This is a genomic window from Haloarcula rubra, from assembly GCF_019599465.1.
Taxonomy (GTDB): domain Archaea; phylum Halobacteriota; class Halobacteria; order Halobacteriales; family Haloarculaceae; genus Haloarcula; species Haloarcula rubra.
Genome location: NZ_RKLR01000015.1, coordinates 21,777 through 35,841, shown reverse-complemented (window position 1 = coordinate 35,841; position 14,065 = coordinate 21,777). Strand labels below are relative to the sequence as shown.

Genomic DNA, 14,065 nt, shown 5'->3' with positions numbered 1-14,065 from the left:
TTTAGCGACCTATTCCGACGCCGTCTAGTGATTCAACACAGCCGTTGAACTCGTTCATCGACCGTGTCATGCAAGTCGGAGAAGGATGGACCGACGACCTGAGCTGCCACACCTGTGAAGGCACTCGGATTCCGGCCGAGGTGTCCGCGACGAGAGTCACCACCACGGGGAGTTCGTACATTCTGGCCAGCGTCAGGGACATCTCGGAACAGACAGAGTACGAGGCCCGACTCGAAGCGCTGACGAAGACCACGAGTGAACTCATCACTGCCGAATCGGTTTCAGAAGTAGCTACAGTCGTTCTCAACATCGTCCAGCGTGTCCTCGACTGTCCGGCGGCAGCAGTCTGGGTACCGGACCCAGAGACGGACCGTCTGAAGCCTGTCGAGGTCAGCGACGAAATTGAGGCGATGGTCAAGGATGGGCACGACGCGGCGCAGTTCGATATCGGACCGGAGACCGTCGAAATACAGGCTTTCCATACCGGTGAGCAGCAGTTCATCTCGGACTATGGGGCCATCGAGAACCCGGCGCACCCAGAGTTCTCGCTCGAGAGCCGGTTCCTGTTGCCGCTCGGTGAACACGGTCTCTTGGGTATCGGCGCTACCGAGAGCGGGCAACTCACCTCTTCCATTCGGAGCCTGCTTCGAATCGTCGCTGGTAACGCGGAGACAGCGCTCGACCGATTAGAGAGTGAGCGGACCGAGCGCCGTCGGTCGGCCGCAGTCGAGGCCGCTAACGACGGTATCGCGATACTCGACAAGGACGCCGAATTCGTCTATGTGAACCCCGCCTACGCCGACATCTTCGATTACGAGGACCGTGAGACACTCGTCCAACAGGGGTGGCAGGAGCTCCTCGACGGCGACAGCGTCGAACGGATGCAGACCGAGGTCATTCCGTCAGTTACCGACGCGGGAGCTTGGCGGGGGGAGCTGACGGGTATCCGCCGCGACGGCAGTGCCGTGGACCTCGGCGTCGCACTGACGCGACTCGACGAGGGAGGGTACGTGAACGTCTGTTCTGACATCAGTGACCGAAAGGCCCAAGAGCGACGGCTCAAGGCACTGAACGAACTGAACCAGAAGTTGATGCAAGCCGAAAGCTGGGACGAGATATCTCGACTCGGGACAGATATCGTCACGGACTGTCTCCCGTTCGACGTGGCTGCTATACGGCTGTTCGACCGGGAGGCAAACACGCTCGAACTCGATGCGATGACCGACAGTGCCAAGTCACTACTGGAGTCACGGCCCGCCTACGACCTCGACGCAACCTACGCGGGCACGGCGTACCGTCGTGGTGAACCAGTTATCAAATCGGCCGACGCACACGAACCGGCCGCTGAAGCGGCAGCGTACGCGAGTCTCCATGTGCCACTGCGGGACTACGGGTCCCTGTCCGTACTTATGGACATCGGAGAGACGCCCGACGATGACGTCGTAGAGTTTGTCCGACTGTTGGGGACTGCACTGGGAATCGCCCTTGAACGGTTGGAGCGCGAGCAGGAACTCCGCGACGGGCGAGACGAACTGACGTGGGTCAATCGGATAAACACCGTCGTGAGAGAGATTATCCAGTCGCTAGTCGACGCAGCGACTCGCGACGAGATAGAGACCGCTATCTGTGAGCGCCTCGTCGAGTCGGACCTCTACGAGTACGCCTGGGTCGGTGAAGTCGACAGGGAGACGGAGGAAATCATTCCACGAGCCAGCGCAGGGACCGACGCCGAGACACTGCAGGCGACAGCGGGCATCGACCTGTTCAAAGCCGGTGCGGACACGGTCCTCAACGCAGTCCAGACCGGTGACGTCGAGACAGTCCGACAGTACCGCGTATCTGACGAAGAGATGGACGCGGCCTCGGACATTGTTCTCAGTGAGTTGGAGGAGTTCGAGACAGTCGCTGCCATCCCACTCTCGTACGGCACGCGCATCTACGGTGTTCTGATACTCAAAACCACTCGCTCCGAGACGTTCAAACGGAGCCCGAAAGAGGAGTTCGAACTGCTCGGTGAAACAGCGGGGTTCGCCATCAACGCCGTCCAGAACCGACAGGTGTTGCTGTCGAATCGTATTACCGAACTCAGGTTCGAGGTCCGGGACCCCCGTAGCCTCGTCGTCGCCGTCTCCGACCGTCTCGACTGCAACTGTCGACTCGAGATAGCCGAACCCGCGGACGGCGGGAGTGTCCGCTGTTACCTCCGGATACAGGACACCGGTTCGGAGGACCCGGCCGCAGTGGCGGAAGAACTCGACAGCGTCGAACGTGCCGAACTCGTCAGCGAGAACGATGCGGAGTGTTTGCTGGAGTTGATTCAGACGCGAGCGCTCGCACAGGAACTCGCGACGACGGGCGCCAGTATCCAGACTGCTATCGGCAGGCACGGCGAGGGCGAAGTAGTCCTCGAAGTCCCACAGAGCGCGGACATCCGTGACGTCGTCGACCGGTTCCAGCAGCTGTACCCCGACTCGGAACTCGTAGCAAAGCGGGAGCGCAAGCGCGGTGGAAAGAGTGTCGGCGAGTTCCGGGAGACTATCGAAGGTAAACTAACTGACCGCCAGCAGGCCGTTCTCGAGAACGCGTACGAGGCTGGCTACTTCGACTGGCCACGCGAGAGTACGGCCGAGGAAGTTGCAGACCGGCTGGACATCTCCTCGTCGACGCTTCACCAGCATCTCCGTCTGGCCGAGTGGAAACTGCTGTCCACGCTGTTCGACTAGCCGGTCTGGAGTGCTTCTCCGCAACGACTGTCGACTACGACAGCCAACCCTATTATCCTATCACGACACAGGAACCGACGCTGGCGACCAACCGGGCTGGTGACGCGTCTGAACCGTTGGCCGGGGCGCCTATCGCGGCGAGTGTCACGGGGAGCTAGTCCATCAGTCCGCGACGGAACGCCAGAAGCTCATCGTGAACCGACTGGCCGTCCTTCTCACGGGCACAGCCCCGGCCGTACCCGCCTTGAACCGCGAACTCGTCGGTTGACTCGTCCAGTTCATCGCCATCCTACAGGCCTCACTGATGGGCGGCACGTTCGCCGTCCCGTTTCTCCTCGGACTGCACTGGAAACGAGCGACGACGCAGGGTGGCATCGTGGGTATGACAGTCGGCTTCTCGACTGTCGTCGTCTGGCACGCTGCCACCAACATCTACAGTTTCGTCCCGGCAAGAGCGGACGCGCTAGTCGGTGACCCGGTGGTTCCCGGAGTCCTGGCAAGTCTCCTCGCCTTCGTCGCTGTCTCGTTCGTGACTTCTCCCCCTTCGCTGCGGTCACTCTCGTCGTTTTTCGACGTCGGGGAGGATGCAACTGACCGCCGGTAAATCACCTGCCTGAGGGGGGACGGCCTGTCGACTCCGCTTGCTCCGCGACGGAGTCGTCTGCATGGGCCGCGAGTTTCTCTAGCCCGGTGACACAGTCAGCGACGCTGTTCGTATTTCCGTCGCTCGTACAGGGAAACACCGCCAGCAACTCGCCGTCACCACGTACTTCGATACACGTCACGGGGAGGGTGACCACTTCCTTCGTTTCGTCCGTGGCTAGCGATGTCGTCTCACACCACCGAAACGCGGGTTCTAGCTCGTGACCCTCTTCATCGGCCCAGTCCTGAAACTCCGCGAGTCTGTGCCGTATCTCCTCGTTGGACCCGTGCACTCGGTACTCCGGATCACATTCGATCTGTTTGCTCCAGTTGTTCACCGAAAGGTCCTGGATGACCCCATCACGTTCCAGCTCCCTGAGGCGGGCCAGAAGTTCTGACCGATCGCTGGTAGTAGACGCTGCTCGGCGCAGCCAGACCGTCACGGACAGCGTGTCGTAGTCACCGAAGTTGACCATCGCTTCGGGTTTTAATTCCAGCCTCTCCTTTTTGAAGTAGGCCCCCGACCGTCAGGCTATGGGAGACATCGGGTCGCGTTCGTTGACCGGTCTCGTCAAGTTCACCGTTCAATTCGTGCCGCACAGCGTTAGCCCGCATGTGCGTGATTTGTCCACTATCCATACGTAATCAACATGAATTGTTGAGGGGGACTGATAAAAAGAGCACACCTTAGCACATAGGCGTACCGAGCCCAAAGATCGTAGCCCCGGGTCTCAATGGGATCTCCCCACCGAACCAACCATCCCTCGTTGTGGCGTTCTGATCTATCGGTAACCCGATTACTCTTCGGTACAAAACAATAAAATATCTCATCGTCCAACAGACAGATGGTACGCACGAACGTCCCAAATGTCGGATCCCCCTACCCTCGCCGACGGGTGTGCTCATAACGACACTGTCATCCCTATTCCCCCAACCACGCTCCGGCTAAAACGTGTGTGCCATCGCGGCTTTTTTTTTCGACGCGGAAGACGATGAGTGACGACATCTGAGTCTCGGTCGCCCGTGATATCATCCTAACGCTTTGAACTTGCTACCGTGGCTGACTATCGAGATACCACGTTACCTGGCAGTTGTATTAGGTATTTGATACTGAACCTCCTTTGTGGTACGTGCGCACGGTTTCCAGCATGATGCGAGACAAACAAACTCGGATAATCGTTCAATCAGCGGCAGTCACTATCGCGATACTGATAATAGGCGCTTCCGTGATGGGCACGGTGAGTGCACGGTCGCTTGCGTTTCCCGGCGAGGCACCGACTGACCCGGGAGATCCGCCGCAGTTTCGAAACGAATCGTCGGCCGTCGAGCGGGAGTCCGACGAGTTCGGTATCTGTATGACCGGGGCATCTAGTCCGTGCAACGGCGACGAGTGGGAGTACCAACCGACGATGGACAGCGACTCCAACGAGACTGTCGCGAGCGGTGAGCAGGTAGACCCGGATTTCGACGTCGAGTTCGACGAAGATATCGACTCCGACTTCCGGACCGAATTCAACGAGACTGACCCCGAATTCCGAACGGACCCGGCAGAACGAGGCGAACAGTCCTGAGGATTCGGTCGTCCGGCAATACTACTCTCGAACCGAGACGTCCTCGCTGACGGCTCTCGTCTCATGGTCGTGATTTTTCGACACCGAACCCCGGTCATTAGTCGAACAAGAGACGGTTAACCGGCAGGGGTAGGGACTTGGCTCGGACTCGAGTGCTCAAGGCCCGAACCCGTCGTCGAAGTCGCCCAGTAGCTCTTCGAGATGATCGATGCGTTCGTTTAGCTGGTTCGCCACTCGTTTCATCGGTTCGACGAGACCGCTTCGGTTAGCCCCGAGTCGTCGCTCGGTCGTGTCGACGGCCTTCTGAACATCGTCGAGCAGTGCGTGGGCCCGCTGACTCTCTTGTCGTACGATAGTGTACTGGCTGGTCCTGATTTCGTCAAGGACAGTCGCGACCTCGGCGACCTCCTCGCGAACGTCGGCGAGGGCCGTCCGGGCTCGAATCCGTTCGATGGCCACCGTTTGCTCGTCGCTATCGCTCTGGCGACTGCCAGTGGGGTTCCCCGAGATGTCGCCTCCAACACCGTCGGCGACAACCTGTTCGCTGCTATTGGAAGCCCCATTTGCGGTGCTGTTGGTCGTCCCACCGCTGACGTCTGCACCTGCAGTCGTGGCCGAATCGTTCGCCGTCCCAGTGTGGGCTTCGCTCGCCCGTCCGAGGGGCACACCGTTGACAATGACTCTGCCGTCAAACTGAGAGAGCACCGACTCGTTGACCTGGTCCAGCGACTCCATCTGCCCGACTGGGACGCCGTTAATGACGAGGTCGTCGTCAACGTCGTCGAGACCCGGCGTGTCGTCTCCGCCGTCGAAGTCCGGAGACGGCCCCTCGCCGTCAAAATCCGGGTCTTCAGAAAACCCGTCGAAACCGGGGCTTCCGAGTTCGTCATCGAAGTCCGGTAGCTCGGTGGGATTAAAATCCCGGTCGACGTCCATTTCGTCGAGTACGTTCACCGTGCTCTCTACCTCTGCTTCGAGGTCCACGAACGACTCGTAGAGTTCTTCGAGGGCGTCGTGTACGTCGTCGGTCGAACGCCCCGCGCCGGTGCCGACACTCGCGATGCCTACGATAGCCGCCCCGAATCGTCCGATGACCGTCCGTCGTGAAATTTTGCGCATGGGTTTCGAGTTCGTGACTGGTGTGGTCTCAGCCCAGTTCTCGCGGGGTCACGACCACTCGGTGTGTCACTGTTGCCGCTGTTCACAGTTTTCTCTCGGTTAATATAACTATTCAGTAACTGTGTCGTAGGCGGATTTTCGACGGAAAGACTGTTTTCACGCGGTAACTGACTGGCTGGGTGGTGACCGATCTGGTAGCGGCGCCCACGTCGTTCAAGGGCCAGTCAGCGCACACGTTCATCTCGTCCACTATCGATACGTCTCCAGTTTTACCGCCACCTGTGATTGAATCCACGCGTCCTCTGATTCGACGTCGTAGATGAGGAACTCGCCGTCGTCCGTAATCACGGCCTTGTAACGGTCGAACGTTCCCGTATCTGGACCTGCCGTCGGGAGTCGGTCGGTGGAGTCGCTGGTTTTCGTTGACATCGTTCTCAACCGATTTTCGGGTGTAGTCGTAGCTACGTTCTGGGTACATTTAATTGGTCCCGAACGTAGCGGTAATACCGTTACGTCACCACCATATGCCTACACACATGGAACTTCGGACACTGTAATACGGAGATATAAACGTACAGTCGGTGGATAGCGAATAGATATACGCTGATATCGATAGAAACGAAATTACAACCCGGAAATGCTACTACCTGCGGGTTAGGACACCCCTCTTCGAAAGTGGACACACCCATCAACGATCAGTTTCCCGAAGTCGTCGGTTGAGTGAGGGCGGTGGACACTGGAGCGGATCCCTAGTCGGTTCCAATGTGCGGTCGGGAACTGCTCTGGTCGGTCGGACCCCTCGGATGCCGTCTGGTGTACTCGGCGTAAGGCCGTATCGGTCGCGTAAGCAATCTATTTGAACGGGCTTGGGTCTATCTCCACGTACCGACTGGTGCTCAAAATGACTATGTCTCCGGATGGTATCCTCGAAGTGGTGTCCGACATCTACAAGAGTACCGACCGGCCTGTGTCTACCCACACCATCGCGGAGGCGGCCGAAACGACGCCCGACCGCGTGACACCCGTTCTGAATACGCTCTGCCGGTCCGAGTTCGTAGAATGGACCGAGAGCGGCGTCCGACCGACGGTAACGGGGCGACAGTTCCTCGAACTGGATATCGAACTGGAGAACGTAGTCGTCGACGTCGTCGACGAGTGAGCCGACTATAACTTTCATTACGGTAGTGGTGGAACGATACGATACTGCCCCGGAGGGGGAACATCGAATTATGAGTGAAAACGAGACCCCGGATTGGGGATCTGGCGACGACAACAGCCGACGCGAAGTAGACCTGCGCGACCGCGAGTACGCAATCTACCGCTGTGTGGACTGCAACAACGTCGTTCTCACGATGCAAGATTGCGACGGCGGAATGACCTGCCACGGTGAGACGATGGAGCGAGTCACGGAGTCTCGTCTCGACATCCGGCCGCCAGACGTGCGACAGGTGTTACTCGACGCCTTCGGGCTCCCCAAACCGGGACTGGACATCTGTCTGTGCGTCATCGGCGACGGGCCCCTGTCACCGGGCGAATTGGCCGATCGACTCGATTACGAAGAGGGGACTGTCAGAATGTATCTCAACGAACTCGTTGAGTTCGGCCTTCTCGAAAAGACGCAATTGAACCGTGAAACGGGGGGATACGTCAACGTCTACCACTCTATCGACCTTGAGGAGATGCGCGAAGAGACGCTCGTGGGGTTCTATACGTGGGCCGGCGAAGCCGCCAGCCTCATTGAGGAGGCCAACCTCACGAAAGCAGATTATCAGAACGAGGACTACGATGAGGGACTCGACACGGTGTTCTGGGAGCGGTTCTCGGACAATAAGACTGACGAGTAATTCGGCGTCGACCCGGGTATAAAAATCTATCGGAGATCTGAGGTCGTGGTGTGTATCCGGAGTGGACTAAGAACCGTTCCGGTTTACTGTTCGGATAGACTATGAGTTCCGAATCGCCGACCGCCACGTGGAACCGAATCGAGACGACCGACAGAAGGCACTTTTCCGACCCGGACTCGGCGTTCGGGGCCGCCCACGAGGTCCTCGGCCGCAAGTGGCATCTCCGAATCGTCTACTACCTGCTGGCGGACGGTCCGATGGGGTTCAGCAGCCTGAAAAACCACCTCGACGGTGTCTCCTCGAAGATGCTCTCCGAGAGTCTCTCGTCACTCGAAGACCAGGGGCTGGTCAGCCGGGACATCGTCAGCGACCAACCGGTTCGCGTCGAGTATTCGTTGACCGAGCGTGGGAGCGGTCTTGAGCCAGTCGTCGACGCCATCGTACACTGGGACACCGAACACGGGCTCGTGGAGGGTGACCGATGACGGACCACTACGATGTTCTCGTCATCGGCGGTGGGACTGGCAACAACGTCGCGGCGGCGGCCGCCGACGCGGGACTGGAAACGGCGCTAGTCGAACCCGGCCCGCTCGGGGGAACCTGTCTGAACCGTGGGTGTAACCCGTCGAAGATGCTCATACAGGCGGCGACGGCCGCGAATCACGTCAGAGACGCCGAGAAGTTCTTCGTCGAAGCCTCACTGGACGACGTCGACTACGAGGCCATCGTCGACGACATGGACGAGACGCTCTCTCCGCTGGCCGAGGGGATGGAAGACAGCTACCGTCAGAAAGAGCATCTGACGTTGTACAAGCACGAAGCGACCTTCGTCGACGAACGGACCGTGGCGGTCGACGGCGAGCGCGTTAGCGCCGACAGGGTCGTCGTCGCCGCCGGAAGCAGGCCGCTGGTCCCCCCTATCGACGGACTTGAGGACGTCGAGTACATGACCAGCCAGGACGCGCTCTACCGCCGGGACCAGCCCGATTCACTCGTGATTCTGGGTGGAGGGTACATCGCCGTCGAGCTGGGGTACTTTTTCGAGTCGCTGGGTACCGACGTGACTATCGTCGAAATGATGGAGACGCTGGTCCCTCGAGAGGACCCGGACGTGGCGGAGACGTTCACAGATATCGCCGGCGAGCGCCACGAGGTCTACACCGGCCACCGTGCGACCGGCGTCGAGAGCGACGGGGACAGCGTGACCGTCCACGCCGAGACCGAGGATGGAGAGACTGTCGCTGTGTCCGGTGAGGACCTGCTGGTGGCGCTGGGTCGCCGTCCCAACACCGATACGCTTGACGTCGAGGCTTCGGGCATCGAGACCGACGACAACGGATTCATCATCACGAACGGCAGGCTGGAGACGTCGGCCGATGGGGTCTGGGCGCAGGGCGACATCGCGGACAACGCGATGTTCAAACACTCCGGTGACTACGAGACGCAGGTCACCATCGAGAACGTGGTCCACGACGGTGACAGGGTGGCCGACTTCACTGCGATGCCCCACGCCATCTTCACCGAACCCCAGATGGCCGGCGTCGGCGAGACGGAGCGAGACCTGCAGGACGCCGACAGCGAGTACATCGTCGGCCGAGCGGACCTGCCGGACACGCCCATGGGCCGTGCGAAGAAACTCGACGACGGGTTCGTGAAAGTACTGGCCGCTCCCGACGGCGAGATTCTGGGCGTCCACGCGCTTGGTTACGAGGCGACGACAATGATTCACGAGGCTGTCGTGGCGATGCGGGCCGGGTCGGGACACGTCTCGGACATCACCGACACCATCCACGCCCATCCGACGCTGAACAAGGTCGTCGAGTACGCGTTCGACGACGTACCGGTCTAGAGTGACTGGACAGAGCGCGGTTCGCGCTTGATAGCCGCGTCCGTTTTCGTGACGACCATGTCTTGCAGGACCAGCACGTCCAGTCCCATCCCAAAGAAGTCTTTCAACGCCTCCGTGGGCGTGTTGACGATCGGTTCGGCGTGGTCGTTGAACGAGGTGTTCAACACGACCGGGACACCGGTGAGCGCCTCGAACTCGGAGATGAGGCGGTGATACCGAGGGTTCTGGCGGGCGTTGACAGTTTGGGGCCGCGTCGTGTCGTCAGCAGGGTGGAGGGCGCCCGGAATCTCGTCGCGCTTCTCGGGCCTGACGTCGAACGCCGAGATCATGAACGGGGCCCGTTCGCCGTCGACGAGGTATTCCTCGACCGCCCCTTCGAGCATCGAGGGCGCGAAGGGCCGCCACTCCTCCCGGTGTTTGACGTACCGGTTCACTCTGTCTCGGGAGTCGATACTCCGTGGGTCGGCCAGAATGCTCCGGTTGCCGAGCGCGCGCGGCCCGAGTTCGAGGCGCCCGTTGAACCAGCCGACCAGCGCGCCGTCAGCGAGACGTTCGGCGACGTGGCGCTCAACGTCGTCCGGTTCGCTGTAGGCTATCTTGTTCGTCTCGAGGACGGTCCGGATGTCGTCCGCGTCGTACGACGGTCCGTGGTAGACCGTCTCCATCGTCGGCACCTCTGATGGCCGCTGGTCGAGCAATCCCGCACCGAGCGCCAGTCCGGCGTCGTGTGCGACCGGCTGGACGAACATCTCGTCGACGGTCGGCGACTCCCGGAGGCGCTTGTTCAGCTTACAGTTCAGCGCGACGCCGCCAGCGAGGGTGAGGTTCGCGGTTCCGGCCACCTCGGCGTGTCGCTCAACGATGTCCAGCACCGTCTCCTCGAGGAGTTTCTGTGCGGTGTGTGCGAGATCTCGCTCCCACTGCGTGAACTCTTCTGGAGTGTCTTTCCGGTCCCGACCGAAGGCGTCTTCGAGCCGTCTGACGCCGTATCCGGTGCCCCAGCGCCGGGTGAGCTCAGTCACGTCGTAGTCGACGCCGGTGTCGACGAGCGAGCGGAGCGTGGCTTCGATGTCGGGGTTGTCCTCGCCATACGGTGCGAGTCCCATTACTTTCCCCTCGCCGTTGAACATACGGTAACCCAGATACTCCGTAATGGTGGCAAAGAAGAGCCCCAGGCTGTTGGGGTGCTCGTACGTCCGGACCCGTTCCAGCCCGTCCTCGTCACCGTGCCAGACGACCGTCGCGTCGTACTCGCCTTTGGCGTCGACGGTGAGTACGAGCGCCTCGTCGAACCCCGACGGGTGGAACGCGCTCGCGGCGTGAGACGCGTGATGCGAGCGGGTCTCTATCGGCGGTACCGGTGTTCCGATATCTGCCAGTCGCGACTCGATGCGCCGCGTCGGAGCGAAACGACTCTCTAGCTGCGTCTTGACGACGTTTTCTATCGCGGTCAGCTTCCGCAATGGGCCGTCCACCCGAACCGCGTCGCGGACGTAGTGAGAGAGAATGTTCGACCGCAGCGACGGGTCGTACGGGAGTACCACGCGGTCTACCGCCGGCAAGTCGATGCTGGCGTAATCGAGCGCTGCCCGGATGGCGCGCTCCGGGAAGGTGTCGACAGCGTGTTTCTCCCGCGAGAGTCGTTCCTCCTCGACGGCGAAAACGAGGTCTCCATCCTCGAAAAGCGCTGCGCTTGGGTCGTGTTGACCGTACAGCCCGATTGCCGGTTTGAAGGCCAAAGTGTAGGTGCTCATAGTCGTATCAGTGGTTGTCGGGTGCCTTCTCGGTGTGGACGTACACCCAGATGACATCGCCGTCCTGTAGTTCGTACGTCGTCGGATCGACCGCAGTTGCCCGCTGACGGACGAGTATCTTCGTCGCGTCAGCGGCGTCGTGATAGGTGCCGCCGTAGTCGCCGCCAACCCCGTACTCGAAGACGTGCTCGCCGGCGCTATCCTGTCTGTACTCCACGTTCGGTAGCGCTCCGAGCGCTTCGGCCACCGTCACTGGGTCCCCGGTGTTGTACCACCGGTATCGCTCGCCGTCGTCGCGGAACTCGAACCGATCAGTGTCGACGCCACGGAACGTCTCGCCGCCCTCGTTCAGTCGACGGTTGTTCACGTCGACGACGAGCTGTCCGGACCGCTCGGAATCGTCTGTCGAACCGTCCGCTGTCCGGACACTGACCCAGAAATTGTCACCGTTTTCTACTTCGTAGGTCGTCGGGTCTATTCGTTCGGTGCCGCGGTGTATCGACACGTCCGTCCCGTCGTTGGTGCCGTCATAGGTCGCCCCTTCGTAGCTGACGACGTGTTCACCATCTCGCTGTGTGTACTCGATGCCGGGCAAGAGGTTCAGTGCGCGCCCGAATGTAATTACTTGCTTCTCGTTGCTCCACTCGTTCGGCGCGTGAGCTGACTCGTGAAAGTGGAAGTACACCGTCTCCGGGCGTTCGTCCTCGATGTTGTCGAGATAGTACTTCGGCTTCACGAAGTCGACGATGTCACCGTCGATTTCGAAAAAGAGCCGTCCGTGCCAGTGATCTTCGATGTATCCCGGTGCGTCCTCTTCCGTCGACGTCGGGGATGCTGTCTCAGTTGGTGACGGGGTATCCGTGGCCTCCCGCTGAGTCGTCTCCGTCTCCGACGTCGCCGACTCTTTGGCGCCGAGCCCGGTACAACCCGCCAATCCGGCGAGCGTGCCCGCGCCCAACAGTACGCGTCTCCGCGTTGGGTGCTTGTCGTTCATCTGTCCTCTGACGACGTGATGATGTGTTCAGAACGCTGTTCGAGCACGGCTGTAGGCGAGGTGTGCTGCGTTTGCATGAGTTCGTATCAGTATCTCATGAGCTGGCCGGGCTGGTTGCGCCGGCACTCATATCTTGGGAGAGAACGCTACCGGAGATAAATCGGGGCGCGCGTTCGCACTGGCTGCGAACGCGCTGTATCAGCCGCACGAATCACGTCGTGAACGGTCATTCGACTTCTTATACAGGTATTAAGTAAGTTCCTGAAACCCCGAGATGGGGATACTTGTATGGCTGGAACCGAGGGGGCGAACGATCGTATACTTGACCTACTCAGCGACGACGTAGTGAAACGTATCTTGGTTGTCGCCGACTGCGAGCCAATGTCGGCTCAGTCGCTGGAACCACACTGTGACGCATCGCTAGCGACCATCTATCGGCGTATCGAGGACCTACTCGAATTCGGCCTGCTTCGCGAGCGGACAGAGCTGGAGTCCGACGGGAATCATTACAGACGGTTCGAGTCGAATCTGGACCGTCTCTCGATCAGTCTCGACGACGGTGATCTATCGATCGACGTCGACCGGCGCGACGACGCGCCGGACCGTCTCCGGACGATGTGGGACGCAATGCAGTCGGGGTGGGACTGATGTTCTTTGGATTGCTCGCGGCGAAGGCCCTGATTGTCGTACTCGGGCTGGTAATCGCATTCCAGGGGTATCGGGCTGCTCGTCGTGAACGTAGTCAGCGGATGCTACTCGTTGCGGGCGGATTCACGCTTCTCAGCGTCGGGTCAGTCCTCGAAGGAATCTGCTACGACGTGCTTCACTTCTCGACACTGCTCTCCGGCACGATTCAGACAGGATTCGTCGGTCTGGGGATGTCACTCATCGTCGTTTCGCTGTACGCACCCGGCACCGGTGGGCGGCCGACAGAGACGGAGACGCCCGAGACCAGGAACCGGGACTGACGACATCATCAGCAGTCGACCAGCGAGCAGTCGAACACGAACGATTCCTGTACCGACTCAACCTCGTCGATCAGTTCCGATACGGACGGTCTGTCGCCGACAGCGTCGCCACGATGGGTGAACACCACTTCGGCAACCTCGCCCCGAAGGTCCAGGACGAGACTCTGTGGGAGACGACCGATGAGGTCGTGGAGCGAGCCCACGGGACCGTACTGGGTCGGCTGGTCGTACGCTTCGGCGACGCGTTTGTCACCGTCGGCGAGCAGTGGAAACGGGAATTCGGTCTCGAAGTTCTCCTTCCACGACCGGGCCCTCTCAACCGGTTCCGGCAGAATCGGTACGACTGCGGCGTTGAGTTCGTTAAATCGGCGCGCCTCCTCGGCCATCGACTCGACCTGTGTCTTGCATTTTGGGCAGTGATAGTCCCGTAGAAATAGCAAGACGGCGAAATCCGTTGCTGTGTCCACGTCGCTCAGTGATAGCGGGTCCGGACCGACACCGACGTTCGGGAGTTCGAAATCCGAGATTTCGGGAGTCACGGGTACGATTGTTACTATACGGTGAACGCGTATGAACGACGGAGTAAGGCAGAGGTAACAGG

General features: G+C 60.2%; 15 protein-coding genes. 9 read left to right on the top strand and 6 right to left on the bottom strand.

Translation table 11 applies throughout. The features are described 5' to 3' along the window. The first annotated feature begins 44 nt into the window (after positions 1-44). Together EGH21_RS21175 and EGH21_RS21170 are read left to right on the top strand one after the other, a co-directional pair. The gene (locus EGH21_RS21175) at positions 45-2,723 is read left to right on the top strand and encodes a bacterio-opsin activator domain-containing protein (RefSeq protein ID WP_268899097.1); all 2,679 of its coding nucleotides are present in this window, start codon (positions 45-47) and stop codon (positions 2,721-2,723) included. Between the two features lie 304 nt (positions 2,724-3,027). Further along, the gene (locus EGH21_RS21170) at positions 3,028-3,327 is read left to right on the top strand and encodes a hypothetical protein (RefSeq protein WP_220620400.1); all 300 of its coding nucleotides are present in this window, start codon (positions 3,028-3,030) and stop codon (positions 3,325-3,327) included. Position 3,328: 1 nt separating this feature from the next. On the opposite strand, the gene EGH21_RS21165 is transcribed toward EGH21_RS21170, so the two are convergent. Continuing rightward, positions 3,329-3,841 (bottom strand): HTH domain-containing protein, encoded by a 513-nt coding sequence (locus EGH21_RS21165; protein ID WP_220620399.1) that lies wholly within the window; start codon positions 3,839-3,841, stop codon positions 3,329-3,331. An 879-nt stretch (positions 3,842-4,720) separates the two neighbouring features. Here EGH21_RS21165 and EGH21_RS21160 point away from each other — a divergent pair. Continuing rightward, positions 4,721-4,936 (top strand): hypothetical protein, encoded by a 216-nt coding sequence (locus EGH21_RS21160; protein ID WP_220620398.1) that lies wholly within the window; start codon positions 4,721-4,723, stop codon positions 4,934-4,936. Positions 4,937-5,092: 156 nt separating this feature from the next. On the opposite strand, the gene EGH21_RS21155 is transcribed toward EGH21_RS21160, so the two are convergent. Both EGH21_RS21155 and EGH21_RS21150 read right to left on the bottom strand, forming a co-directional pair. After that, positions 5,093-6,055 carry a hypothetical protein gene (locus EGH21_RS21155; protein ID WP_220620397.1) on the bottom strand — a complete coding sequence of 321 codons (963 nt, stop codon included), beginning with the start codon at positions 6,053-6,055 and terminating at the stop codon, positions 5,093-5,095. A 249-nt stretch (positions 6,056-6,304) separates the two neighbouring features. Continuing rightward, positions 6,305-6,484, bottom strand: coding sequence for a DUF7331 family protein (locus EGH21_RS21150; protein ID WP_220620396.1), 180 nt, complete (start codon positions 6,482-6,484; stop codon positions 6,305-6,307). Positions 6,485-6,956: 472 nt separating this feature from the next. Between EGH21_RS21150 and EGH21_RS21145 the strand changes: the two genes are divergently transcribed. The 4 genes from EGH21_RS21145 (at position 6,957) to EGH21_RS21130 (ending at position 9,748) form a co-directional block, all read left to right on the top strand. Further along, on the top strand, positions 6,957-7,214 hold the full coding sequence (locus EGH21_RS21145) for a hypothetical protein (protein ID WP_220620395.1): 258 nt from the start codon (positions 6,957-6,959) through the stop codon (positions 7,212-7,214). Positions 7,215-7,284: 70 nt separating this feature from the next. Then, complete coding sequence (locus EGH21_RS21140; protein WP_220620394.1) at positions 7,285-7,899, top strand: helix-turn-helix domain-containing protein; 615 nt, start codon at positions 7,285-7,287, stop codon at positions 7,897-7,899. Positions 7,900-8,000: 101 nt separating this feature from the next. Continuing rightward, positions 8,001-8,384 carry a winged helix-turn-helix transcriptional regulator gene (locus EGH21_RS21135; RefSeq protein ID WP_220620393.1) on the top strand — a complete coding sequence of 128 codons (384 nt, stop codon included), beginning with the start codon at positions 8,001-8,003 and terminating at the stop codon, positions 8,382-8,384. Next, positions 8,381-9,748: a dihydrolipoyl dehydrogenase gene (locus EGH21_RS21130; RefSeq protein ID WP_220620392.1), complete on the top strand. Its 1,368-nt coding sequence runs from the start codon at positions 8,381-8,383 to the stop codon at positions 9,746-9,748. The genes EGH21_RS21135 and EGH21_RS21130 overlap by 4 nt, the downstream gene beginning before the upstream one ends. Here EGH21_RS21130 and EGH21_RS21125 read toward each other — a convergent pair. Both EGH21_RS21125 and EGH21_RS21120 read right to left on the bottom strand, forming a co-directional pair. Then, positions 9,745-11,502: a carbamoyltransferase family protein gene (locus EGH21_RS21125; protein WP_220620391.1), complete on the bottom strand. Its 1,758-nt coding sequence runs from the start codon at positions 11,500-11,502 to the stop codon at positions 9,745-9,747. The two genes, EGH21_RS21130 and EGH21_RS21125, sit on opposite strands and share 4 nt — an antisense overlap. A gap of 7 nt (positions 11,503-11,509) precedes the next feature. Then, a complete protein-coding gene (locus EGH21_RS21120; protein ID WP_220620390.1) occupies positions 11,510-12,496 on the bottom strand; it encodes a hypothetical protein in 987 nt (328 codons plus the stop codon). Positions 12,497-12,877: 381 nt separating this feature from the next. Between EGH21_RS21120 and EGH21_RS21115 the strand changes: the two genes are divergently transcribed. Further along, positions 12,878-13,144: a helix-turn-helix domain-containing protein gene (locus EGH21_RS21115; protein WP_220620389.1), complete on the top strand. Its 267-nt coding sequence runs from the start codon at positions 12,878-12,880 to the stop codon at positions 13,142-13,144. Then, positions 13,144-13,464, top strand: coding sequence for a DUF7521 family protein (locus tag EGH21_RS21110; RefSeq protein ID WP_220620388.1), 321 nt, complete (start codon positions 13,144-13,146; stop codon positions 13,462-13,464). Before EGH21_RS21115 ends, EGH21_RS21110 begins: the two co-directional genes overlap by 1 nt. 8 nt (positions 13,465-13,472) lie before the next feature. On the opposite strand, the gene EGH21_RS21105 is transcribed toward EGH21_RS21110, so the two are convergent. Then, the gene (locus tag EGH21_RS21105) at positions 13,473-14,003 is read right to left on the bottom strand and encodes a peroxiredoxin family protein (RefSeq protein WP_328765734.1); all 531 of its coding nucleotides are present in this window, start codon (positions 14,001-14,003) and stop codon (positions 13,473-13,475) included. Positions 14,004-14,065 lie beyond the last annotated feature (62 nt).

Coding starts and splice junctions, on each gene's coding strand:
- EGH21_RS21170 (WP_220620400.1), top strand. CDS start 3,028: ATGGGCGGCACGTTCGCCGTCCCGTTTCTCCTCGGACTGCACTGGAAA.
- EGH21_RS21165 (WP_220620399.1), bottom strand. CDS start 3,841: ATGGTCAACTTCGGTGACTACGACACGCTGTCCGTGACGGTCTGGCTG.
- EGH21_RS21160 (WP_220620398.1), top strand. CDS start 4,721: ATGACCGGGGCATCTAGTCCGTGCAACGGCGACGAGTGGGAGTACCAA.
- EGH21_RS21155 (WP_220620397.1), bottom strand. CDS start 6,055: ATGCGCAAAATTTCACGACGGACGGTCATCGGACGATTCGGGGCGGCT.
- EGH21_RS21150 (WP_220620396.1), bottom strand. CDS start 6,484: ATGTCAACGAAAACCAGCGACTCCACCGACCGACTCCCGACGGCAGGT.
- EGH21_RS21145 (WP_220620395.1), top strand. CDS start 6,957: ATGACTATGTCTCCGGATGGTATCCTCGAAGTGGTGTCCGACATCTAC.
- EGH21_RS21140 (WP_220620394.1), top strand. CDS start 7,285: ATGAGTGAAAACGAGACCCCGGATTGGGGATCTGGCGACGACAACAGC.
- EGH21_RS21135 (WP_220620393.1), top strand. CDS start 8,001: ATGAGTTCCGAATCGCCGACCGCCACGTGGAACCGAATCGAGACGACC.
- EGH21_RS21130 (WP_220620392.1), top strand. CDS start 8,381: ATGACGGACCACTACGATGTTCTCGTCATCGGCGGTGGGACTGGCAAC.
- EGH21_RS21125 (WP_220620391.1), bottom strand. CDS start 11,502: ATGAGCACCTACACTTTGGCCTTCAAACCGGCAATCGGGCTGTACGGT.
- EGH21_RS21120 (WP_220620390.1), bottom strand. CDS start 12,496: ATGAACGACAAGCACCCAACGCGGAGACGCGTACTGTTGGGCGCGGGC.
- EGH21_RS21115 (WP_220620389.1), top strand. CDS start 12,878: ATGTCGGCTCAGTCGCTGGAACCACACTGTGACGCATCGCTAGCGACC.
- EGH21_RS21110 (WP_220620388.1), top strand. CDS start 13,144: ATGTTCTTTGGATTGCTCGCGGCGAAGGCCCTGATTGTCGTACTCGGG.